The sequence below is a fragment of the uncultured Lentibacter sp. genome (assembly GCF_937123735.1).
GTDB lineage: Bacteria > Pseudomonadota > Alphaproteobacteria > Rhodobacterales > Rhodobacteraceae > Lentibacter.
Map to the genome: position 1 here is coordinate 36,595 of NZ_CAKZKL010000012.1, position 21,220 is coordinate 57,814.

Consider the following 21,220-nt stretch of genomic DNA (forward strand, 5'->3'; position numbering starts at 1 on the left):
CCGGAATTTCCTCGTTAGCTTTGCGCACCCTGTTGTGCCTGCGTTACAGACGCGCGATACAGAGAAGCGGTTAAGCGCAGATAGACACATCAAAGGCAGACCATATGAGACGGCTCAGAAATGTAAAGATCGTGGCCACACTGGGGCCAGCCTCGAGTGATTACGAGATGATCAAAGGGTTGCATGAGGCCGGAGCGGATGTGTTTCGCTTGAACATGTCACACGGAGACCATGGTGAAATTCGGGCGCGCCACAAGATTATCCGCGAGATTGAGCGCGACCTTGATAGCCCGATTGCTATTCTCGCCGATTTGCAGGGGCCAAAGCTGCGGGTTGGTGTGTTTGCCAATGGGGAAGAGGAGTTGGTTGAGGGGCAGCGCTTCCGGTTTGATCTGGAGGCCCGTGAGGGCAGCAGCGCGCGCGTTTGCTTGCCGCACCCAGAGATTTTCAAGGCGCTAGAGGATGGCACGTCACTCTTGGTCAATGATGGCAAAATACGCCTGAGGGTTGAGGAATGTGGCGCGGATTTTGCCAACTGTGTTGTGACAACTGGGGGCATTATTTCCAACCGTAAGGGGGTGAATGTGCCGGATGTGGTGCTGCCGCTTGCAGCGCTTTCCGACAAAGACCGCAAGGATTTGGAGTTTGTCTGCGAGCTTGGTGTGGACTGGGTTGCGCTGTCTTTTGTGCAGCGCGCGGCGGATGTTGAGGAGGCCAAGGCTTTGATCCGCGGGCGGGCGGCTGTGCTGTCCAAGATCGAGAAGCCGACAGCCGTGAGCCATTTTGAGGAGATCCTGGCCGTATCGGACGGAATCATGGTGGCGCGCGGAGATCTTGGTGTGGAGTTGCCTGTGCAGAATGTTCCGCCGATTCAGAAACGGCTTGTGCGGCGTTGTCGGGCGGCGGCCAAACCCGTGATTGTCGCGACGCAAATGCTGGAGAGCATGATCGAGAGCCCCATGCCGACGCGCGCCGAGGTGAGCGATGTGGCGACGGCGATCTACGAGGGGGCCGATGCCATTATGTTGTCTGCCGAATCAGCTGCGGGCAGCTATCCGGTCGAGGCGGTGACCACCATGAACAACGTGGCGATTGAGGTTGAATCAGATCCGACTTACCGCGACATCATAGAAGCCTCGCGGGTGGCCAAACGCGAGTCGGTTGCCGATGGGATCGTGGCGGCGGCGCGTGAAATTGCCGAAACGACCGATATCAAAGCGATCTGCTGTTTTACCCAATCCGGCACAACGGCACTGCTGACGGCGCGCGAGCGGCCTCGGGTGCCGATCATTGCGATGACCAGCCTGCGCGAAACCGCGCGGCGGCTGGCGCTGAGCTGGGGCACCCATTGTATCATGACCGGCGAGCTTGAGCGCTTCAAGCAGGCGGTTGTCAATGCGGCGCGGGCTGCGCAAGACGCGGGCTATGCTGGCGCGGCAGACCAGATTGTTGTGACAGCGGGCGTTCCTTTCAATGTTCCTGGGACGACCAATATTTTGCGCGTTGCACCCTGTGACCAGCGTTTGATTTTTGCATCTGATCCGGAGTAAACTTTAAGTTGTAAAATGTTTATTAAAGGGTGCGTGCGGTGGACTATGATTTGTATCTTGTGGTGGGTTTGGTGCTGAGTGTCTTCGCGGTGCCTTCGGTGGTTTCGGCGCTGTCCGAAAACAGGACACCCAGAATCGCTGCGCTTGTTGTGATGCTTGGGGGTGGGCTGGTTGTCTGGGCGGTGACCTCCAAGGCAGGCGGATATTCTCTGGATGAGATCCCGGATGTGATTGTCAGTGTTTTTGCCCGCTATTTGGGCTGAATACCTCTTGCAATAGGGGCAAAGCCGTCCTAAACGGTGCCTTCGTCTGCGGGACCGGCCAGAAGTGGCATGCCGAGTCGCGCATTATAGACCGACCCAAACCAAGGAGACGGAAATGCCCAAGATGAAGACCAAGTCGAGCTGCAAAAAGCGGTTCAAGATGACTGCCTCTGGCAAAGTCAGAGCTGCGCAGGCCGGCAAGCAGCATGGTATGATCAAGCGCACAAATAAATTCATTCGCGACGCTCGCGGCACAACAATCCTGTCTGAACCTGATGCGAAAATCATCAAGTCCATGATGCCATACGCACGCTAAGGAGGATTTGATATGTCCAGAGTAAAAGGCGGAACCACAACACACGCACGTCACAAGAAGGTTATCAAGGCAGCCAAAGGATATTATGGCCGCCGTAAAAATACCTTTAAGGTGGCGCGCCAGGCGGTCGACAAGGCCAACCAATATGCAACCCGTGATCGCAAGAACCGTAAGCGCAATTTCCGCGCGTTGTGGATCCAGCGGATCAACGCGGCTGTGCGCTCACATGACGAAGCGCTGACATATTCGCGCTTTATCAATGGCTTGACGCTTGCAGGCATTGAAGTGGACCGCAAAGTCCTCGCCGATCTTGCTGTGCATGAGCCAGAAGCCTTTGGCGCGATCGTGGCACAGGCGCAGAGCGCGCTGGCAGCCTAAGCCAAGCTGGAAAAGCTCACGAATTGACGCCGTGCTCCGAGAGGAGCGCGGCGTTTTTCATTGGGCCCAAAGGGGCAGCGCGCGCTGGGGTTAACGGCGGTAGGGAGGCCCAAAACAGGGGGGGTGAAAAGCGTGCACCATGCGTGCACCCTGCGTGCACCGCCCAAACACCCCAAAGGTTAAGGCAAATTAACTTAATGCAGCGTGCGCAGCCGTGCTCTCGCTGTCGCGCTCGGGCTCATCGGGGTTGCTGGAGAAGATGGCGAGTTTGTTGCCCTGCGGGTCGCGCAGGTAGCTCACATAAAACCGGGGGCCGTAAGCGGCGCGAAAGCCGGGCTGGCCCTCGTCTGTGCCGCCTGCGCCCAGTGCGGCGGCGTGCAGCGCACGGACCTGCGCCTGTGTGCTGGCCTCAAAGGCGACCATGGCGCCGTTGCCGGCTGTAGCGGGGCGGCCATCAAATGTAGGTTTTACATAAAAGTCGGGAAAGACAGGCTGCGCGCCTGTGGCAACGGGCAGCGCATAGCTGAGCCCCTCTGCGCCTTGGGTCAGCTCGTAGCCGAGCGCTGGCAGAAACGCGCTGTAAAACTGTTTGGCGCGGATGATATCATCGGCCCCGACGGTGACGTAAGCAATCATGAAGTGGCCCTTTCTGCGCCGAGCCTATGCCAGCCAGCGCGCGCAAGCAAGAATCTGCCCGCCTGCGGCGGGGCGCAGACGGGCCTTTGGCCGTATGGTGCTTTGGACAGCGTGGACGTCTAGAGCATGTTTACGCAGTGACGGCTGACATCGGGTTGGTTGATGTGATGGGGGTTCTGAATGAGAACCCAGGTGACTCCGTAACCGGGCGCATGGGTGCGCGAATAGGAGCAGCCGTCATGTGTGGTGAACCATTGGCCTTTGAAGTCGGCAGAGGGGCGCATTTGCGCCTCTGCAAAGCTGCTGCCAGACGCCACAAAAAGGGCGGTGGCTGCGAGAAGTTTGGTTGCATTGGTCATCGCGTGATCCTCCAGTGATGAACAGGCCCAAAAGCTGGGCGTGTCGCGGGGCAAAGCCTTGGCGCAAATCGGGCAGCTCTGTGCCCTTTGTTAACCCTTTGAGTGAAATTGCTTGCGCCTTGCGAAACGGCGCGGGGCGCGCTAGGTCAGACGCGACGCCAGACAGGTAGATGATATGGACGATTTGAGAGACAAATACATCGGCGCGATTGCCGCCGCCAAGGATGAGGCCACGCTTGAAGAGCTGCGCCTTGCGGCTGTGGGCAAGAAGGGCGAAGTGAGCCTTCAGATGCGCGAGCTGGGCAAGATGACTGCTGAGGAGCGGCAGGTGGCCGGCCCCAAGCTCAACGCGCTGAAAGACGAGATCAACAGTGCGCTGGCAGCCAAGAAAGCCGGGCTGGAAGACGCAGCGCTGAATGAGCGTTTGCGCAGCGAGTGGCTGGATGTGACGCTGCCGAGCCGTTTGCGCGGGCAGGGCAGCATTCACCCGATTTCGCAGGTCACCGAGGAAGTCACCGCGATTTTTGCCGATATGGGCTTTGCCGTGGCCGAGGGGCCGCGGATTGACACCGATTGGTATAACTTTGATGCGCTGAACATTCCGAGCCATCACCCCGCGCGTGCGGAGATGGACACGTTTTATATGCACCGCGCAGAAGGCGACGAACGCCCGCCGCATGTGTTGCGCACGCATACGTCTCCTGTGCAGATACGCTCCATGGAAAAGCACGGCGCGCCTATTCGTGTGATCTGCCCTGGCGGTGTGTATCGCGCGGATTATGACCAGACGCATACGCCGATGTTCCATCAGGTTGAGGGGCTGGCGATTGACAAGGACATCTCCATGGCCAACCTCAAGTGGGTTCTGGAAGAGTTTGTGAAAGCGTTTTTCGAGGTGGACGATGTGGAGCTGCGCTTCCGTGCGTCACATTTCCCGTTCACGGAGCCATCGGCGGAAGTTGACATTCGCTGCTCATGGGAAGGCGGCACTTTGAAGGTTGGTGAAGGCGACGACTGGCTGGAGATTCTGGGCTCCGGCATGGTGCACCCCAAGGTGCTGCAAGCGGGCGGGATTGACCCCAACGAGTGGCAGGGCTTTGCCTTTGGCATGGGCATCGACCGGATCGCCATGTTGAAATACGGCATCCCCGATTTGCGGGCGTTCTTTGATTCTGACCTGCGCTGGCTGAGGCACTACGGCTTTGCGAGCCTTGATCAGCCCACGCTGCATGGGGGGTTGAGCCGCTAGGCTATTGCGCGGAGTGCCAACTCCGCGCCGCGCCCGACCCGCCCCATGGGCGGGCGCGTTCCGCACCCACCCCGTGTCGGGCGCGCCGCAAAATTGGCCGTAGACGGCCTGACAAAAACATAACCCCGAAAGGGACGGAAAAATGAAATTCACACTCTCTTGGCTGAAAGACCATCTCGACACGCAGGCCAGCGTTGAGGAGATTTGCGACGCGCTCACCGACCTTGGGCTTGAGGTGGAAGGGGTTGAGAACCCTGCCGAGCGGCTCAAGGCGTTTACGCTCGCCAAGGTGACTCATGCCGAGCAGCACCCTGATGCGGACCGTTTGCGTGTCTGCACTGTGCAGACCGATGAGGGCAGCAAGCAGATCGTTTGTGGTGCGCCCAATGCGCGCACGGGCATCACCGTGGTGCTGTGCAAGCCGGGGGATTATGTGCCGGGGATTGATGTGACGCTGAGCGTGGGCAAGATCCGCGGGGTGGAGAGCCACGGGATGATGGCGAGCGAGCGCGAGCTTGAGCTTAGCGACGAGCATGACGGGATCATCGAGCTGCCCAGCGGCGAGATTGGCGAGAAGTTTGTCGACTGGCTGGCGAAGAACGCGCCTGAGAAGGTGGACCCTGTGATCGAGATTGCCATCACACCGAACCGCCCCGATGCGCTGGGCGTGCGCGGGATTGCGCGCGACCTTGCGGCGCGAGGGCTGGGCAAGCTCAAGCCTGTGGACACCCCGAGCCTTGACGGGCAGTTCCCGTGCCCCATCACCGTGACGATTGAGGAAGATGCTAAGGACAACGGCTGTTTTGTCTTTGCGGGCCGTCTCATTCGCGGGGTGAAGAACGGCCCCAGCCCCGAGTGGCTGCAAAAGCGGCTGAAGGCGGTTGGCCTGCGCCCGATTTCAAAGCTTGTCGATGTGACCAACTATTTCACCTATGACCGCAACCGCCCCTTGCATGTGTTTGACGCAGGCAAGGTGAGCGGCAACCTGCGGGTGCATCGTGCCAAGGCGGGTGACACGCTCGTTGGCTTGGACGAGAAGGAATATACCTTCAGCGGCGGGCAGGTTGTTATTTCGGATGACAAGGGGATAGAGAGCATTGCCGGTGTGATGGGCGGCTTGGAAACGGGTTGCACCGAGGAGACGACAGATGTGTTTCTTGAGGCCGCTTACTGGGACCATGTGCAGATTGCGATGACGGGGCGCGCGCTCAAGATCAACTCGGATGCGCGCTATCGCAACGAGCGCGGGATTGATCCGGGTTACAACATGCAAGCGATCGAAGATGCCACCGCAATGATCCTTGAGCTCTGTGGTGGCGAGCCGAGCAATGTGACCGTTGCGGGCAAGGTTCCTGATGTGAGCCGCGCTTACAAGCTTGATGCGAAGCGGGTGCAGAGCCTTGTGGGCATGGATATTCCCGAGACCGAGCAGCGCCAGACGCTGACGGCGCTGGGCTTCAAGCTTGAGGGCAATATGGCGCAGGTTCCGAGCTGGCGGCCTGATGTTCTGGGCGAGGCGGACTTGGTGGAAGAGGTGGCGCGGATTGCCAGCCTCACCAAACTTGTCGGCAAGCCTTTGAAGCGGGTCGATGCGGGTGTGCCCAAGCAGATCCTTTTGCCGCTGCAAAAGCGCGAGCAGGCGGCGCGGCGTATGGCGGCGGGGCTGGGCTACAACGAATGTGTGACTTACTCGTTTGTGGACCAGAAAAGCGCGGCATTGTTTGGCGGCGGCGAAGACGCCACGCGGCTGGAGAACCCGATTTCAAGCGAGATGAGCCATATGCGGCCCGATCTGCTTGTGGGCCTCTTGCAGGCCGCAGCACGCAACCAGGCGCGCGGCTTTGCCGACCTTGCCTTGTTTGAGGTTGGCCCCGTGTTCCACGGCGGTGAGCCGGGCGAGCAGGCTTTGCAGGTCTCGGGCCTTCTGGTGGGCAAGACGGGGCCAAAGGATGTGCTTGGCGAGAGCCGCAACGTGGATGTGTTTGACGCCAAGGCCGATGCCGAGGCTGTTTTGAGCGCGATCGGCGCGCCTGCCAAGGTGCAGATCCTGCGCGATGGTCCTCAGTGGTGGCATCCGGGACGTCACGGCAAGATTTGCCTCGGGCCAAAGAAAGTCTTGGGTATTTTTGGCGAGCTGCACCCCAAGGTGCTGAAAGAGATGGGCGTGAAGGGGCCAGCCGTGGCCTTTACCATCTGGCCAGAGGAAGTGCCCGAAGCGCGCAACAAGTCCGCCACGCGGCCCGCGCTGCAAGCTTCTGATTTGCAGGCGGTGGAGCGGGACTTTGCCTTTGTTGTGGATGCCAATGTCGAGGCGCTGACGCTGATCAACGCGGCGGCTGGTGCTGACAAGGCGCTGATCGAGACTGTGCGTGTCTTTGACGAGTTTATCGGCGGCAGCCTTGGCGAGGGCAAGAAGAGCCTTGCCATCACCGTGCGGATGCAGCCCATCGACAAGACGCTGAAGGACGAGGACATCGAGGCTGTCGCGGCCAAGATTGTCGAGAAAGTGACCAAGGCGACGGGCGGGAACCTGCGCGGCTAGGCCAAGCCTGAAGGGGCAAGTGATGGTGGATAGTAAAAAGTTCTGGGACCGGATGGCGCCGAAATACGCCGAGAGCCCCATGCGCAGTGTCAAGGACTACGAGCACACGCTGGCCATCACCAAGAGCTATCTTGCGCCCGACATGCGGGTGCTGGAGCTGGGCTGCGGCACGGGGACAACCGCGCTGAGCCTTGCGCCGCTGGTGGGGCAGTATATCGGCACGGACCAGTCGGGCGAGATGATCCGTATTGCGCGCGAGAAGGCGGAAGAGGCGGGGCTTTCCAACCTGAGTTTTCTGGCTCTGAGTGCGCAGGAAAGCACCCAGCGGGACGAGCGCTTTGATGTGGTGATGGGGTTTAACCTGTTTCACCTCACCCCCGACCCTGAGGGGCTAATGCGCGATATTTTTGCCCTGCTCGCGCCGGGTGGGCTGATGATCAGCAAGACGCCTTGCTTGGCGGACCGCGCCTTTGGCTGGAAGCGGTTTCTGGTGCGGGCCATTTTGCCTTTGCTCAAGCGGATCGGCAAAGCGCCACAGGTGGGGCTGTGGCGGATTGCGGATGTGGACCGGCTGATCGACGGCGCGGGCTTTGAGACGGTTGAGGCCGGCAACTGGCCCGCCATTTCGCGCTATGTTGTGGCGCGCAAACTAGAGTGAGGATAGCGAAATGAAAGTTTATTTGAGCGGCGAAATTCACACCGATTGGCGCGAGCAGGTCATTGCGGCCTGTGAGGGGCTGGATGTGCGCTTCAGCGCGCCTGTGACCGACCATGCGGCCTCTGACGATTGTGGTGTGGCCATTCTGGGCGCGGAGGCAGACAAGTTTTGGCATGACCGCAAGGGGGCAAGTGTGAACGCCATCCGCACGCGCAAGGCGATTGGTGAGGCGGATGTTGTGGTTGTGCGCTTTGGGGCGCAATACAAGCAGTGGAACGCGGCCTTTGATGCGGGCTATGCGAGCGCGCTGGGCAAGAGCCTGATCATCTTGCAGCAGCCTGAGCATGACCACGCCTTGAAAGAGGTTGACGCCGCCGCGCTGGCCGTGGCGCGCAAGCCTGAAGAGGTGGCGCAGATCCTGCGCTATGTGCTCACTGGCACGTTGCCGGGCTAAGGGGAAGCCGGCCCTTGTTTTCCCATAAAATTCTGCCTGTTTTTTGCACAATGTGTTAACATGTGCTGCGCCATGAGCGTGAGAACAGAGTAAATCAGGGACGAGTGAAACCTATGCTAAACGAATTTAAGGACTTTATTGCCAAGGGCAATGTGATGGACATGGCCGTCGGGATCATCATCGGCGCCGCCTTCACGGCGATTGTCAGCTCTTTGGTGGCCGATCTTATCAACCCGATTATCGGCCTTGCCTTGGGTGGTGTCGACTTTAGCAACATGTATGCGGTGCTGTCTGGCGCTGTGGCTGAGGGCGCTTCGCTTGAGGCTGCGCGCGAAAGCGGTGCGGCGGTCTTTGCCTATGGTAGCTTCATTATGGCGGTGATCAATTTCCTGATCATTGCCTTTGTGGTCTTCATGCTGGTTCGTTCTGTGAACAAGGTGAAAGACGCGGCCAAGGCAGAAGAAGAGGCGCCCGCAGAGGCGGCTCCGGCGGGCCCGACAGAGCTGGATCTGCTCGCGGAAATCCGCGATGCGCTCGCCAAGAAGTAGGCGCACAGGAGCCTGTCCAAACGGCAAGGGGTGGCTTTTTGCAGCAGGCCCCTTGCAATTTGAACATTTGGGGAAGTTTTGTGTTTGACTCCGCTGCAAGGCTTGGCTAATTCGCCTGCACCGGTTGTGACTGGCGTGATAGCTCAGTTGGTTAGAGCACAGCACTCATAATGCTGGGGTCGGTGGTTCAAGTCCACCTCACGCTACCACAATCTGACCTTAAAAAGCCCCGTGCGATTGCGCGGGGTTTTTTGGTTTGGTGATGGGGTGGTGCGCAGTGAATGCGCACCCTACGGGGTGTTGGACCCGTGGTGCGCGCTTTGGGTGTTTCAGGCCGTGCGCGCCGGGCGCGGGCGGATATACCAATACCAGATCCGGTAGCCTTCCAGCAGGATGAGCGGTGTGAAATTCACCAGCGCGGGCGGCAGACCTTCCCAGCCGTCTTTGGCGGCCCAGTGCAGCAGTGTGAGCACTGCGGCAGCATAGACGGCGCGCTGCATGGTCTTCCAGCGGGGGCCGAGCGCGCGCACGGCGGCGTCAAAAGATGTGGCCGCAAGCGGCAGGAAGATGAGAAAGGCAAGCCAGCCTGTGAGGATGTTGAAATGGGTGGCCTGGCTGAGGATTTTCTCAAGGCTGCCACGCGAGACGAGATAGACCCCCAGGTGCAAGGCCGCATAGGCGAAAGCCGCCACACCGAAAGAGCGGCGGTTTTTCTTGAGCCAGCTGGGGAAGCTTTTGCCTTTGAACAGCATGGCCAGCGGTGTGGCCATCATCGAGACAATCATGAAGCGCGCGGAAAACTCGCCTGATGGGTGCAATGCGTGTTGGAGTGCTTTGGGATCAACCGAGGTGAGCACATTGTTGAGGATGGCGAGAGCAGGGAGGCTCAGCAGGAGCCAGAGCCAGTAGGGGGAAAGGCGGGAGAACATGGAGGACCTCACAGTCTGAGTTTCGAGACTGATACGGGGCGCTCCCGCCTTTCCGTCGCACTAAAAGGGTGGCTGCAAGGGTGCGGCACTCCATTTAGGCGAAACGCGCCCAACAGCCCTGGGGCGGGCTCTTGGGTGTTGGGGGCGGTGCGCAGTGAATGCGCACCCTACGGGGACTAAGGTGCGCAGTGAATGCGCACCCTACGGGGACTAAGGTGCGCAATGAATGCGCACCCTACGGAGATTGAGGTGCGCAATGAATGCGCACCAAAGGGTCATTTGATGGCGAGCTGGGGGGACATCACATCCAGGCCGAGGGCTTCGCCAACGGCGTAGTAGGTGAGCTTGCCGGCGTGCACATTGAGGCCGGCGAGCAGATGCGCATCATCGGCGCAGGCCTGCTTCCAGCCCTTGTCGGCCAGCGCCAGCATGAAGGGCATGGTGGCGTTGCCAAGGGCGATTGTGGAGGTGCGCGCCACGGCACCCGGCATGTTGGCGACGCAGTAGTGCATGATGCCGTCCACGTCATAGATCGGGTCGGCGTGGGTTGTGGCGCGCGAGGTTTCAAAGCAGCCGCCCTGATCGATCGCCACATCGACAAGCACGGCACCCGGCTTCATATCGCCAAGCTGGGCGCGGCTGATGAGCTTGGGCGCGGCAGCGCCGGGGATGAGCACTGCGCCGATGACCATATCGGCATCGCGGATCAGCTCGGCTGTGGAACCGGCGGTAGAATACTGGTTTTTGAACGTGCCGCCGAAGACATCATCAAGATACTTGAGGCGCGGCAGGGAGCGGTCAAGCACGGTGACATCTGCGCCCATCCCTGCGGCGATCTTGGCGGCGTGGGTTCCGACAACGCCGCCCCCCATGACGACAACCTTGGCCGGGCCAACACCGGGCACGCCCCCCATGAGCACACCACGGCCGCCATTGGCCTTTTGCAATGTCCAGGCGCCAACCTGCGGCGCGAGGCGACCGGCCACTTCGGACATGGGCGCAAGCAGGGGCAGGCCGCCACGCTCATCGGTGACGGTTTCATAGGCGATGGCCGTGCAGCCGGAGGCGAGCAAGTCATGGGTTTGCTCGGGGTCGGGGGCGAGGTGCAGATAGGTAAAGAGCAGCTGGCCCTCGCGCAGCATTTTGCGCTCGCCTGCCTGAGGCTCTTTTACCTTCACGATCATATCGGCGGTGGCGAAGATCTCTTCGGCTGTGTCGATGATGACAGCGCCTGCGGCGGTGTAGTCTTCATCAGAAAACCCTGCGCCAAGGCCTGCGCCGGCCTGGACCACGACGGCGTGGCCGCGCGCGACGGCTTCGCCTGCGGCGTTGGGCGTCATGCCGACGCGGAACTCTTGGGGTTTGATTTCTGTGGGGCAACCGATTTTCATAAGCGTCTTTCTCCCTGAGCTATGAAGGTCTTTGTGTCAGAATGTCGCAGGTTGTGCGCAAGTGCTTTGAGAAATGAGGCGTCTGTTGTGGACAAAACGGGAGAAACTTCGGATAAACGCAAAAATATTCGAAGAGACTTGCACAAATGTCACTTGATGAGACCGATCGCCGTATTCTGAAAGTGCTTCAGCGCAAGGGGCGGATCAGCAATGCAGACCTGAGCGAAGCCGCAAACCTGAGCCCCAGTGCCTGCCACAGGCGGGTGCAGAGGCTCGAAAAAGAGGGCTACATACGCGATTATGTGGCGCTGCTCAATGCGCGCAAGATGGGGGTTCCGACCACGGTTTTTGTTGAAATTACCCTACAGGCACAGGCAGATGAGGTGCTGGACGCTTTTGAAAAGGCCGTGGGGCGTATTCCGGATGTGCTGGAATGCCACCTCATGGCGGGAACGGCAGATTACCTGCTCAAGGTGGTGGCGGAAAACACCGATGATTTTGCGCGCATTCACCGTCAGCATCTGGCCCGGCTGCCCGGTGTGGCGCAGATGCAGAGCAGCTTTGCACTGCGCACGGTTTTCAAGACAACAGCCCTGCCTGTCTGAAGCGCGCGCGGCGCCTAAAATTTGAATGAGAATGCGGTGGTGGCTTCACGCGCTGTTAGGGCCGTGGCGGTAGCCTTGGGCGAAGACACCTGAAGCGAGCGCTGTAAGCCCTATGACTGCCCCCATGATCACTTGCCTTGAGAGGCCTAAGCGCTGGGGCGCCGGGCATTGGACGCAAGGCCGCGCGCCCGCACCAGAGGGTGCGAGCGCAACTTGGCTTGAGGCGGGCACCCGTGTGGCCACGGCGATGGGCGATGTGCGGGTTGATGCGCTTTGGCCCCACGACAGGCTTCTGACCCCTGAGGGCGCTGTGCTGCTCCTGGGGTTTGATGTGTGGCAAGGCGTGGGGCGCGGTGCGGCGGCACCAGTTGTTTTCAGCCCCGGTGCGCTGGGCAATGTGCAGCCGCTGCGTGTGGCGCAGAGCCAGCCTGTGCTTTTGAAGTTGCCTGCGGGGCAGAGCTATTGTGGCCAGGCCTGCCTGATGGTTCCGGCGCTGGCGCTTGTGAACGGCGAGGACATCTGCCTGCGCCCTTGCAAGCACTTGAGTTACATCAGGCTTACCTTGCAGCGTGAGGCTGTTGTTTTTGCCGAGGGCGCGCGCTGTGCGGCCCGGGGCGCGCGCGTGGCCCGGGAGCGGCGGAGCTATCTGGCGCTGGACTATGCCGCCGCAGTGTTGTTGATGGCTGACCTGCGCAAGGTCGGAGCGGTTGCAAACGCGGGTTTGCCACGGCCGGGGTGACGCGCTAGCCTCTGGCCCAAGAGGCAGGCGGGGAGCAGCGGCAGGTGGAGTTTGATCATATCGTTATCGGTGCGGGGAGCGCGGGTTGTGTCATGGCGCGGCGTCTGGCCGATGCGGGGCGCAAGGTCTTGCTGCTCGAAGCGGGCGGGCGCGACACCTATCATTGGGTGCATATCCCGATGGGCTACCTCTATTGCATCAACAACCCGCGCACGGACTGGTGCTTTCGCACCGAGGCCGAGGCAGGGCTGAACGGGCGCAGCCTGCTTTACCCGCGCGGCAAGGTGTTGGGCGGCTGTTCCTCGATCAACGGGATGCTCTATCTGCGCGGGCAGGCGGCGGATTATGACGGCTGGCGGCAGATGGGCCTCACGGGTTGGGGCTGGGACGATGTCTTGCCCTATTTCAAGCGCTCCGAAGACCATTACGCAGGGGCTGACGAGATGCACGGTGCAGGCGGACCCTGGAGGGTGGAGGAGCAACGGCTGCACTGGGAGGTGCTGGATCACTGGCGCGATGCGGCGGTGAGCCGTGGCTTGCCCGCTGTGGAGGACTTCAACCGTGGTGACAACGAGGGGGTTGGCTATTTTCGGGTGAACCAGCGCGGCGGCTGGCGGATGAACACCGCCAAGGCCTTTTTGCGCGGCGCACCCAAGGGGCGGATTGCGACCGTGACGGGCGCACATGTGCGGCGGCTGCTTGTGGAGGAGGGCTGCTGTGTGGGCGTGGAATATGAGCGCGGTGGTGTGACCGAGGTGGCGCGTTGCGGTGGCGAGGTTGTGCTGAGCGCGGGGGCGATTGGCAGCCCGCAGATCTTGCAGCTTTCGGGGCTGGGGCCAGCGGCGCTGTTGCGGGAACATGGCGTTGAGGTATTGGCTGATCTGCCCGAAGTGGGCGCGAACCTGCAAGACCATTTGCAGCTCAGATGCGCCTGGAAGCTGACGGGGGCGAAGACGCTCAATACGCTGGCCAATTCGCTCTGGGGGAAGGCCAAGATTGGCCTTGAATATGCGCTGAAACGCTCCGGGCCGATGAGCATGGCCCCGAGCCAGCTGGGTGCTTTTGCCAAGAGCCGTCCCGATCTGGCGACGGCGGACCTTGAGTATCATGTGCAGCCTTTGAGCCTTGAGGCTTTCGGGCAGCCTTTGCACAGCTTTCCGGCGATGACGGCGAGCGTGTGCAACCTGCGCCCGGAGAGTCGCGGCAGCGTGCAGATTGCCAGTGCGGATGCGAAAGCCGCGCCGAAGATTGCGCCCAATTACCTGAGCACAGAGGGTGACCGCGCGGTGGCTGTGGCCGCAATCCGCCAGGCGCGCGCGATTATGGCGGCCCCCGCAATGGCGCGTTATCAGCCCGAAGAGATGAAGCCCGGCGCACACCTCAGTAGCGACGGCGAGCTTGTGGCGGCGGCGGGGGAGATTGGCACGACGATTTTTCATCCGACCTGCACGGTGCGGATGGGCACGGAAGATGCGGCCCCGCTCGACGCCGCCTGCCGCATGAAGGCGATGGGCAACCTCAGAGTGGTGGACGCGAGCGTGATGCCGAAGATTGTGAGCGGGAACACCAATGCGCCGACCATCATGATTGCCGAGAAGGTGGCGGAGATGATGCTAAGGGGGTGATCGGGTTTCGAATTGCACTGCGTGCAATCCGACCGCCTGGGGGACCAGTCCCCCAGACCACGGTTTTAACTGGGGGACCAGTCCCCCAGACCACGGTTTTAACTGGGGGACCAGTCCCCCAGACCCCCTGGGATATTTTTGGCAATAAGAAAGACAGGTGATGCGTCTGTCTTTTGTGTGTTTAGCTTTGTGCCGCTTCGATTTTGTCTTGGGTTTTGGTGTCGAAATCAGACGCGTCGTGGCGCTCGCGCAGCTGGCTTGAGAGCTCGCCCATGGCGCGGTTGACCATACGGCCGCGCTTGACCGGCGCGCGCGCATCAATCGCCTCGGCCCAGCGGAGCACGTTTTTGTAGGAGGTCACATCGAGGAACTCGGCGGCGTTATACTGCCGGCCCAAGACGAGCTGGCCATACCACGCCCAGTTGGCCATATCGGCGATCGTGTAGTCTTCGCCCGTGAGGTAGGTGTTGTTGGCCAGGCGGCGGTCGAGCACATCGAGCTGGCGTTTGACTTCCATGGCGAAGCGGTTGATCGGGTATTCCCATTTTTCGGGCGCATAGGCGTAGAAGTGGCCGAAGCCGCCGCCGAGGTAAGGCGCGCTGCCCATCTGCCAGAAGAGCCAGTTGAGGCATTCGCCGCGCAGGGCCGGGTCTTTTGGAATGAAGGCATCAAACTTTTCGGCCAGTTGCAGAAGGATGCTGCCGCTTTCAAACATGCGACGGGGGGGCGATTCGGAGTGATCCATCAGCGCGGGGATTTTGGAGTTGGGGTTGATCTCCACAAAGCCGGAGCCGAACTGGTCGCCCTCGCCGATGTTGATCAGCCAGGCGTCATACTCCGCATCTGTGTGGCCCGCGGCGAGCAGCTCTTCCAGCAGCACCGTGACCTTCACGCCGTTGGGGGTGGCCAGCGAATAGAGCTGGAGCGGGTGCTTGCCCACGGGCAGCTCTTTGTCGTGGGTCGCGCCGGCGATGGGGCGGTTGATGGCGGCAAAGGTGCCGCCGCTTTCCTTTTCCCATGTCCAGACTTTCGGGGGAACATATGTGTCGCTCATGTCATTGGCCTTTGCTGTTTGCTTGGCTGGGAAGGTAGCCGTTTGACGCAGGAATAACAGCGTAAAAGTTGTCGGGTGACTGTGCGTGACCGCACCCTTGAGGTGCGCAGAAAGCAAAAACCCCCGCAGCGTTGGCTACGGGGGCATTGTCTTTGTCGTGTCAGAGAGCTCTGAATGTATGATTTACATCATACCTTCGCGCTGGAGCTTTTTGCGTGCCAGCTTGCGCTGACGGCGGATCGCTTCAGCTTTCTCGCGTGCTTTTTTCTCGGACGGTTTCTCGAAATGCTGCTTGAGCTTCATCTCGCGAAAAACACCCTCACGCTGGAGCTTTTTCTTCAGGGCGCGGAGCGCCTGATCGACATTGTTGTCGCGAACACTAACCTGCATGTGGTTTTCACCACCTTTCTAGTTTGAAGTTGCAAGGATTTGCAGGAAGCTCGCGTATAGCAAAGGCTCTTGCTTTTGTCTAGACTGGCGAGAGGAGGCGGATATGGCCGATTTGAAAGACAGATTGCTGGACGCGGTGCTGCCGCATGTGCCCTTTGACGGCTGGAGCGCGGCGAGCTTTGAGGCCGCTGTGGCGGACAGTGGACTCGAGCCGGCGCTGGCGCAAGGGCTTTGCCCGCGCGGCGCGGTGGATTTGGCCGTGGCCTATCACAAGCGCGGCGATGCGCGGATGCGCGCGCGACTGGCGCAGGCAGAGCTGGGGGAGATGCGCTACTCCGCGCGTGTTGCGGCTGCGCTGCGCTACCGTCTGGAAGCGGTGGAGGACAAGGAGCTGGTGCGCCGTGGCAGCACGCTTTTTGCGCTGCCCGCCTATGCGCCCGATGGTGCGCGGCTGATCTGGGAGACCTGTGATGCGGTCTGGGAGGCTCTGGGCGACACATCCGAGGATCTCAATTGGTATAGCAAGCGCGCGACGCTTTCGGGGGTTTATGCCTCTACAGTGCTTTATTGGCTGGGTGATGGCAGCGAGGGCCATGAGGCGACCTGGGCCTTTTTAGACCGCCGAATCAATGATGTGATGAAGATCGAGAAGGCCAAGCATGCTTTGGGGCAGACCAAGCTATTTGGCGATATTCTGGGCCGTGTGACAGGGGCCGTGCGCGCACCGAAAGCTGCGGGCGATATGCCGGGCGGGCGTGTGCGCCGCGAAGCTTAGGCCACGGTGTGACGGCTTAGGTAGAGCGTGAGCAAAGTGGTCGAATGAACCAAAACGACAACTCCATTTGTCACAACAACGCTGCTGCCAAAGCCGATGAAAAGCACGGTGAGGCTTTTGTAGACAATCTGTAGCGCAAAGAGCGTTACGCTGATGTGCCGCCCTGTTTCGGTGTAGCCTGTGGCCAGCAGCGCCAGCGAGACCATACTCGCAACCGCAATTGTGGCGTAGAGGCAGACGAGGATGCGCCGCGCGTTCGTGTCGGGGCCGAAGGCTGGTGTCATACTCTCTGGCGTGAAGAGGAAAGCCGCAAGAAGCGGCAGCAGTATCAACAGATTGAGGCCGTGAGACAGGGTCAGCATGTTGATTCCTTTTCGCCTTGCTCCCAGTATATGGGGCACTAAGTTGCTACGAAGCCTGCGCGAAGTAGGATCAGTTATTCAGGAGGCATGAGGATGCGTGTGATCGAAATAACCGAGGCGGGCGCGCCCGATGTGCTCAAGCTGGCCGAGCGAGAGGTGCCCAAGCCGGGCCATGGCGAAATACTGATCAAACTGGCCTATGCCGGGGTCAACCGGCCTGATGCCTTGCAGCGTGCAGGGGCCTATGCACCGCCCAAGGGCGCGAGCGATTTGCCGGGGCTTGAGGCCAGTGGCACTGTGGCGGCTCTTGGTGCGGGCGTGAGCGGTTGGTCGGTGGGCGATGAGGTCTGCGCGCTGCTGCCCGGCGGCGGTTATGCCGAATATGCCACCACGCCGGCGGCGCACGCGCTGCCTGTGCCCAAGGGCATGAGCCTCAAGGAGGCCGCCTGCTTGCCCGAAACCTTCTTTACCGTCTGGACAAATGTGTTCCAGCGCGGCGAGCTTAGGGCCGGCGAGCGCTTTCTTGTGCACGGCGGCTCGTCAGGTATCGGCACCACAGCGATCCAGTTGGCAAAAGCCTTTGGGGCCAGAGTTTTCACGACTGTCGCCAATGCCGAAAAGGCTGCCGCCTGCGCCAGTCTCGGGGCCGAACGGGTGATCAACTACCGGTCAGAGGATTTTGTCGAGATTCTGAAAGCGCAGGGTGGGGCAAATCTCATCCTCGACATGGTCGGCGGGGATTACATCCCGCGCAACATTCGCGCGCTGGCCGACGACGGGCGCTTGGTGCAGATTGCCTTTCTCTCGGGGCCAAAAGTCGAACTCAACTTCGCCCAGGTCATGGCGCGCCGGCTCACTGTCACAGGCAGCACCCTGCGCCCGCAATCTGATCTAGCCAAAGCAAGAATCGCAGAAGCGCTGCACAAACAGGTCTGGCCATTGTTGGAAAGCGGTGCGATTGCCCCGGTGATGGATCAGGAATTTGCCTTGGAAGACGCCGCCAAAGCCCACGCGCGCATGGAAGGCAGCACGCATATCGGCAAGATCGTCCTCAAAATCGCCTAGTCCTTTTTCTTTCCACAAATATCCCAGGGGGTTTGGGGGACAGCGTCCCCCATCACACTATCCTGTGCGCCGAAGGCGCTCCGCCAGATCACTCCACAGGTTCAAACAGCGCATCTTTCAACGTGCAATCGCGGCTGACATCGCGGCCGCAGGGCACGGGCGAAAGCTCCTTGCTCAGGCAGATACGCACTTCCTGAATGTGGCCTGCCCGGCAAGTGATGGTGATCATATCGCGGCTGAGAGCGGGATTTTCCTTCAGAAAGGCCTCTTCTATCACCGAGGCCGGGAGCCTGATGGTCTTGTCGAGCCTGCGAAAGACCGGTGGGCGCACCACGCTTTCGTAGGCTTTCCGGGACAGGGCGTAATAGGCGCGCGCTGAGAGGCCCGAGCAGACGCCGTGTTTCTTCCATTGATACCAGGCAAGGCCAGAAGTGCCCATGATATCGGCCATCGTGTTGGTAAGGCTGCGCGGCGGGTTGGGCTCAAGGGTCGGGCAGAAGGAGGGCCAGCCGCGGTGATATTGCGGCCAGAGGCCGTGCAGCACCCAGCCATGCACTTCATCGCATTGCGGGGAGCCCTTCGCCGCGCCCTCCAGCGCGCACCAGTTAGGCGACCAGGACAGCGCCATAACGTAGTAATCAAACTCCCCTGCGCGCTCGCCTTTGGCATGGGCTGCGCTTGTCAGCAGCAACACTGCGATCAGAACCCGCAACAACATTCACTCTTTCCTTATGTTTCAGGGGTCACTATATAGCCTTCAAGTTCCCCGACAACGGTAACCTGGGCCCCTCCAAAGGCTCGCCCCTCCAAAGGGCAGGGCAAAGTTGTATGGGACAGGTTTTTTGATGGAGGCGAGAATGTCTGACAAACCGATTATGGCAAAGGCCACAGCTGTCTGGCTCGTGGACAACACAACGATCAGCTTCAAGCAGATTGCCGATTTTGTCGGGCTGCACGAGCTTGAAGTCCAAGGTATTGCCGATGGTGATGTGGCTGCGGGCGTCAAGGGTTTTGATCCGGTCGCCAACAACCAGCTGACCCAGGAAGAGATTGACGCCGCGCAAGCCAGCGTCACCCATAAGCTCAAACTCAAGTTCAACGCTTCTGCCGTGGGCGAAGAGAAGCGTCGTGGCCCGCGTTATACGCCGTTGTCCAAGCGTCAGGACCGTCCGGCCTCCATTCTCTGGTTGGTGAAGTTTCATCCCGAGTTGACCGACGGGCAGATCAGCAAGCTTGTGGGCACAACCAAGCCCACCATTCAGGCGATCCGCGAGCGCACCCATTGGAACATTTCCAACATTGATCCGATTGATCCTGTGGCACTGGGCCTGTGCAAGCAGTCTGAGCTGGACGCGGCGGTGCAAAAGGCGGCCGCCAAGAAGGCGGCCAGCGGTGAAGTGATGAATGATGACGAGCGCCGCAAGTTGGTGAGCACCGAGCAGAGCCTCGGTATGGACGCAGAGCCACGGATCCCGACGGCGATCGAGGGGCTTGAGACATTCTCGCTCAGCGGCAACGATTTTGAGGCGGAGCGCGACAGCCATGACAGCTCGCGCGATGCGGACAGTTTCTTCAACTTGCCAGATGGCGACGACGCGGATGAAGAGGATGACACCGCCCGCTAAGGCGCTGTCAAATACCAAGCTCGGAGAGCCGGTGGCACGGATGTGGCCGCCGGCTCTTGCCGTTTACAGGGTAAGGTTGCAGGGGCAAGCTACGGGGCAAGCTACGGGGGCAGGTTGCAGGTGGGCAGGCCACGGGAGCAGGCTACAGGGGCAGGATGCCGGAGCTGGCGTTCCGGGCCTCTCAGGAGAGGTCTTTGCGGGCGTTGAGGGCGGCTGTGATGGTGCCGTCGTCCAGATAGTCTAATTCGCCGCCTATCGGCACCCCTTGGGCGAGCGAGGTGAGGCGGACGCGCCCCTGAAGTTGGTCGGCAATATAGTGCGCCGTGGTTTGTCCGTCGATGGTGGCCCCGACGGCCAGGATCACCTCGGTGACAGATTCGCTTTCAAGCCGGTCGACAAGTTGAGGAATGCGCAGCTCTTCGGGACCGACGCTGTCGAGCGCTGACAGCGTGCCGCCAAGCACATGATAGCGCCCCTTGAAGACACCGGAGCGCTCCATGGCCCAGAGATCGGCGACATCTTCAACGACGCAGATTTCGCCATTGGCGCGTTTGTTGGAACTGCAAATATCGCAAATTTCGGCGGTGCCAATATTGCCGCAGCGCAGGCACTCGCGGGCGGTGGCGGCAACGGTTTGCATGAGATCGGCCAGGGGGGTGAGCAGCAGCGCGCGCTTGCGGATCAGATGGAGCACCGCGCGGCGGGCCGAACGGGGCCCGAGGCCCGGAAGTTTGGCCATCAGCTCGATAAGCGCGTCGATGTCACGGGTGGAGTGGCTCATGGCGGGCTTTCGCTTGGGATAGGGCTGGGGGGCCAGCCCCCCAGACCCCCCGGGATATTTTTGGCAAGAAAAAGGGTGAGGGGATTAGAATGGCAGCTTCATGTCTTTGGGCAAGCCGAGGCTCTCTGTGATCCGGGCCATCTCTTCCTGGGCTTTTTCGCTGGCCTTTGTCTGGGCGTCCTTGATGGCGGCGAGAATGAGGTCTTCCACGACTTCTTTTTCATCCGGGTTGAAAATGGAGGGATCAATGTTGAGGCCTTTGAGCTCGCCTTTGGCAGAGCAGGTTGCAGAGACCAGGCCTGCGCCACTTTGGCCAGTGACCAACATGGTGTGGAGTTCCTCTTGCAGCTCTTCCATTTGCTTTTGCATGGCTTGTGCTTTTTTCATCATGCCGGCCATATCGCCGAGCTGGCCCAGTCCTTTCAGCATTGCTGTCTCCTTGGAATGTCATTTTGTCTTTAGATAGGCGGCATTGGGGCGCGGGGCAAGCGACCAGCCGAATTCTGAGTAGCGCTGGCCCTGCGCGATTTGGGTTAGGGCCGCACGAATGTAGGGAATTGTGCGCGCGGGCAGAGCCTCTTGCGGCTGCCAGGTGAGGGCGGCGCATTTCTCGGGTTCCATGTTCCGGGGGGTGCCGGGATTGGCCTCTGTGGTGAAGAAGAGCGAGACGCGCTCTGTATCGGAGTTGCGGTGCATGATGTGGGCGAGGTGCAGCGCCTCTGGGGCAATGGTGAGCCCGGCCTCTTCGGCGGCCTCGCGGGCCATGGCCTGGCGAAAGGTTTCGCCCGCGTCCACATGACCGGCGACAAGCCCCCAGTGGCCGTCCATGTAGCCGGTGTTCTGGCGCAAGAGCATGAGCAGCTTGCCGTCGCGGATCAGCACCAGATGCGCCTCGACAAAGAAGGCGTCGCGTGTGTCGCTCACGT

The 21,220-nt window shown here is 60.6% G+C and carries 26 protein-coding genes and 1 tRNA gene; 16 read left to right on the forward strand and 11 right to left on the reverse strand.

Going from position 1 to position 21,220, the window contains the following annotated elements; translation table 11 throughout:
* Positions 1-104 precede the first annotated feature (104 nt).
* From pyk to rplT, 4 genes are all read left to right on the forward strand, one after another.
* Entirely contained in the window at positions 105-1,550 is a 1,446-nt protein-coding gene (gene pyk, locus Q0478_RS03745) for a pyruvate kinase (protein ID WP_298676347.1), read from the forward strand.
* Positions 1,551-1,588: 38 nt separating this feature from the next.
* The gene (locus Q0478_RS03750) at positions 1,589-1,813 is read left to right on the forward strand and encodes a hypothetical protein (RefSeq protein WP_298676349.1); all 225 of its coding nucleotides are present in this window, start codon (positions 1,589-1,591) and stop codon (positions 1,811-1,813) included.
* 115 nt (positions 1,814-1,928) lie between these two features.
* Positions 1,929-2,129 carry a 50S ribosomal protein L35 gene (gene rpmI, locus Q0478_RS03755; protein ID WP_298676351.1) on the forward strand — a complete coding sequence of 67 codons (201 nt, stop codon included), beginning with the start codon at positions 1,929-1,931 and terminating at the stop codon, positions 2,127-2,129.
* A 12-nt stretch (positions 2,130-2,141) separates the two neighbouring features.
* Positions 2,142-2,507, forward strand: a complete 366-nt coding sequence (rplT, locus tag Q0478_RS03760; protein WP_298676353.1) for a 50S ribosomal protein L20 — start codon at positions 2,142-2,144, stop codon at positions 2,505-2,507.
* 189 nt (positions 2,508-2,696) lie between these two features.
* Here rplT and Q0478_RS03765 read toward each other — a convergent pair whose 3' ends face one another.
* On the reverse strand, positions 2,697-3,143 hold the full coding sequence (locus Q0478_RS03765; RefSeq protein ID WP_298676355.1) for a VOC family protein: 447 nt from the start codon (positions 3,141-3,143) through the stop codon (positions 2,697-2,699).
* Positions 3,144-3,262: 119 nt separating this feature from the next.
* The gene (locus Q0478_RS03770; protein WP_298676357.1) at positions 3,263-3,502 is read right to left on the reverse strand and encodes a hypothetical protein; all 240 of its coding nucleotides are present in this window, start codon (positions 3,500-3,502) and stop codon (positions 3,263-3,265) included.
* 175 nt (positions 3,503-3,677) lie between these two features.
* On the opposite strand from Q0478_RS03770, the gene pheS reads away from it, so the two are divergent.
* From pheS to Q0478_RS03800, 6 genes are all read left to right on the forward strand, one after another.
* On the forward strand, positions 3,678-4,751 hold the full coding sequence (gene pheS, locus Q0478_RS03775) for a phenylalanine--tRNA ligase subunit alpha (RefSeq protein WP_298676359.1): 1,074 nt from the start codon (positions 3,678-3,680) through the stop codon (positions 4,749-4,751).
* Positions 4,752-4,893: 142 nt separating this feature from the next.
* A complete protein-coding gene (gene pheT, locus Q0478_RS03780; RefSeq protein ID WP_298676361.1) occupies positions 4,894-7,293 on the forward strand; it encodes a phenylalanine--tRNA ligase subunit beta in 2,400 nt (799 codons plus the stop codon).
* A 22-nt stretch (positions 7,294-7,315) separates the two neighbouring features.
* Entirely contained in the window at positions 7,316-7,951 is a 636-nt protein-coding gene (locus Q0478_RS03785) for a class I SAM-dependent methyltransferase (RefSeq protein WP_298676363.1), read from the forward strand.
* Positions 7,952-7,961: 10 nt separating this feature from the next.
* A complete protein-coding gene (locus Q0478_RS03790) occupies positions 7,962-8,405 on the forward strand; it encodes a YtoQ family protein (RefSeq protein WP_298676365.1) in 444 nt (147 codons plus the stop codon).
* 113 nt (positions 8,406-8,518) lie between these two features.
* The gene (gene mscL, locus Q0478_RS03795) at positions 8,519-8,953 is read left to right on the forward strand and encodes a large conductance mechanosensitive channel protein MscL (protein WP_298676367.1); all 435 of its coding nucleotides are present in this window, start codon (positions 8,519-8,521) and stop codon (positions 8,951-8,953) included.
* A 132-nt stretch (positions 8,954-9,085) separates the two neighbouring features.
* Positions 9,086-9,162: transfer RNA gene (locus Q0478_RS03800), tRNA-Met, on the forward strand.
* Between the two features lie 120 nt (positions 9,163-9,282).
* On the opposite strand, the gene Q0478_RS03805 is transcribed toward Q0478_RS03800, so the two are convergent.
* Together Q0478_RS03805 and ald are read right to left on the reverse strand one after the other, a co-directional pair.
* On the reverse strand, positions 9,283-9,882 hold the full coding sequence (locus Q0478_RS03805; protein ID WP_298676369.1) for a ferric reductase-like transmembrane domain-containing protein: 600 nt from the start codon (positions 9,880-9,882) through the stop codon (positions 9,283-9,285).
* Positions 9,883-10,157: 275 nt separating this feature from the next.
* Positions 10,158-11,273 carry an alanine dehydrogenase gene (gene ald / locus Q0478_RS03810; protein WP_298676371.1) on the reverse strand — a complete coding sequence of 372 codons (1,116 nt, stop codon included), beginning with the start codon at positions 11,271-11,273 and terminating at the stop codon, positions 10,158-10,160.
* 146 nt (positions 11,274-11,419) lie between these two features.
* Between ald and Q0478_RS03815 the strand changes: the two genes are divergently transcribed.
* From Q0478_RS03815 to Q0478_RS03825, 3 genes are all read left to right on the forward strand, one after another.
* Positions 11,420-11,878: an Lrp/AsnC family transcriptional regulator gene (locus Q0478_RS03815; protein WP_298676373.1), complete on the forward strand. Its 459-nt coding sequence runs from the start codon at positions 11,420-11,422 to the stop codon at positions 11,876-11,878.
* A gap of 124 nt (positions 11,879-12,002) precedes the next feature.
* Positions 12,003-12,617, forward strand: a complete 615-nt coding sequence (locus Q0478_RS03820; RefSeq protein WP_298676374.1) for a Hint domain-containing protein — start codon at positions 12,003-12,005, stop codon at positions 12,615-12,617.
* 44 nt (positions 12,618-12,661) lie between these two features.
* Positions 12,662-14,242, forward strand: a complete 1,581-nt coding sequence (locus tag Q0478_RS03825; protein ID WP_298676376.1) for a GMC family oxidoreductase — start codon at positions 12,662-12,664, stop codon at positions 14,240-14,242.
* Positions 14,243-14,423: 181 nt separating this feature from the next.
* On the opposite strand, the gene yghU is transcribed toward Q0478_RS03825, so the two are convergent.
* Positions 14,424-15,296, reverse strand: coding sequence for a glutathione-dependent disulfide-bond oxidoreductase (gene yghU, locus Q0478_RS03830; protein WP_298676377.1), 873 nt, complete (start codon positions 15,294-15,296; stop codon positions 14,424-14,426).
* Between the two features lie 183 nt (positions 15,297-15,479).
* Positions 15,480-15,686 (reverse strand): 30S ribosomal protein S21, encoded by a 207-nt coding sequence (gene rpsU / locus Q0478_RS03835; protein WP_214567769.1) that lies wholly within the window; start codon positions 15,684-15,686, stop codon positions 15,480-15,482.
* 103 nt (positions 15,687-15,789) lie between these two features.
* Here rpsU and Q0478_RS03840 point away from each other — a divergent pair, with 103 nt between their 5' ends.
* On the forward strand, positions 15,790-16,461 hold the full coding sequence (locus tag Q0478_RS03840; protein WP_298676382.1) for a COQ9 family protein: 672 nt from the start codon (positions 15,790-15,792) through the stop codon (positions 16,459-16,461).
* Here Q0478_RS03840 and Q0478_RS03845 read toward each other — a convergent pair.
* On the reverse strand, positions 16,458-16,823 hold the full coding sequence (locus tag Q0478_RS03845) for a hypothetical protein (protein ID WP_298676384.1): 366 nt from the start codon (positions 16,821-16,823) through the stop codon (positions 16,458-16,460). The genes Q0478_RS03840 and Q0478_RS03845 overlap by 4 nt on opposite strands.
* 93 nt (positions 16,824-16,916) lie before the next feature.
* Between Q0478_RS03845 and Q0478_RS03850 the strand changes: the two genes are divergently transcribed.
* Complete coding sequence (locus Q0478_RS03850; protein WP_298676386.1) at positions 16,917-17,888, forward strand: NAD(P)H-quinone oxidoreductase; 972 nt, start codon at positions 16,917-16,919, stop codon at positions 17,886-17,888.
* 88 nt (positions 17,889-17,976) lie between these two features.
* Here Q0478_RS03850 and Q0478_RS03855 read toward each other — a convergent pair whose 3' ends face one another.
* Positions 17,977-18,606, reverse strand: coding sequence for a ribonuclease T2 (locus Q0478_RS03855; RefSeq protein WP_298676388.1), 630 nt, complete (start codon positions 18,604-18,606; stop codon positions 17,977-17,979).
* A 139-nt stretch (positions 18,607-18,745) separates the two neighbouring features.
* Here Q0478_RS03855 and Q0478_RS03860 point away from each other — a divergent pair, with 139 nt between their 5' ends.
* On the forward strand, positions 18,746-19,513 hold the full coding sequence (locus Q0478_RS03860) for a DUF1013 domain-containing protein (RefSeq protein WP_298676390.1): 768 nt from the start codon (positions 18,746-18,748) through the stop codon (positions 19,511-19,513).
* Between the two features lie 181 nt (positions 19,514-19,694).
* On the opposite strand, the gene recR is transcribed toward Q0478_RS03860, so the two are convergent.
* The 3 genes from recR to Q0478_RS03875 form a co-directional block, all read right to left on the reverse strand.
* On the reverse strand, positions 19,695-20,294 hold the full coding sequence (gene recR / locus Q0478_RS03865) for a recombination mediator RecR (protein WP_298676393.1): 600 nt from the start codon (positions 20,292-20,294) through the stop codon (positions 19,695-19,697).
* 84 nt (positions 20,295-20,378) lie between these two features.
* Positions 20,379-20,723: a YbaB/EbfC family nucleoid-associated protein gene (locus tag Q0478_RS03870; RefSeq protein ID WP_298676395.1), complete on the reverse strand. Its 345-nt coding sequence runs from the start codon at positions 20,721-20,723 to the stop codon at positions 20,379-20,381.
* An 18-nt stretch (positions 20,724-20,741) separates the two neighbouring features.
* Positions 20,742-21,218, reverse strand: coding sequence for an NUDIX domain-containing protein (locus Q0478_RS03875; RefSeq protein WP_298676397.1), 477 nt, complete (start codon positions 21,216-21,218; stop codon positions 20,742-20,744).
* Between the last annotated feature and the right edge of the window lie 2 nt (positions 21,219-21,220).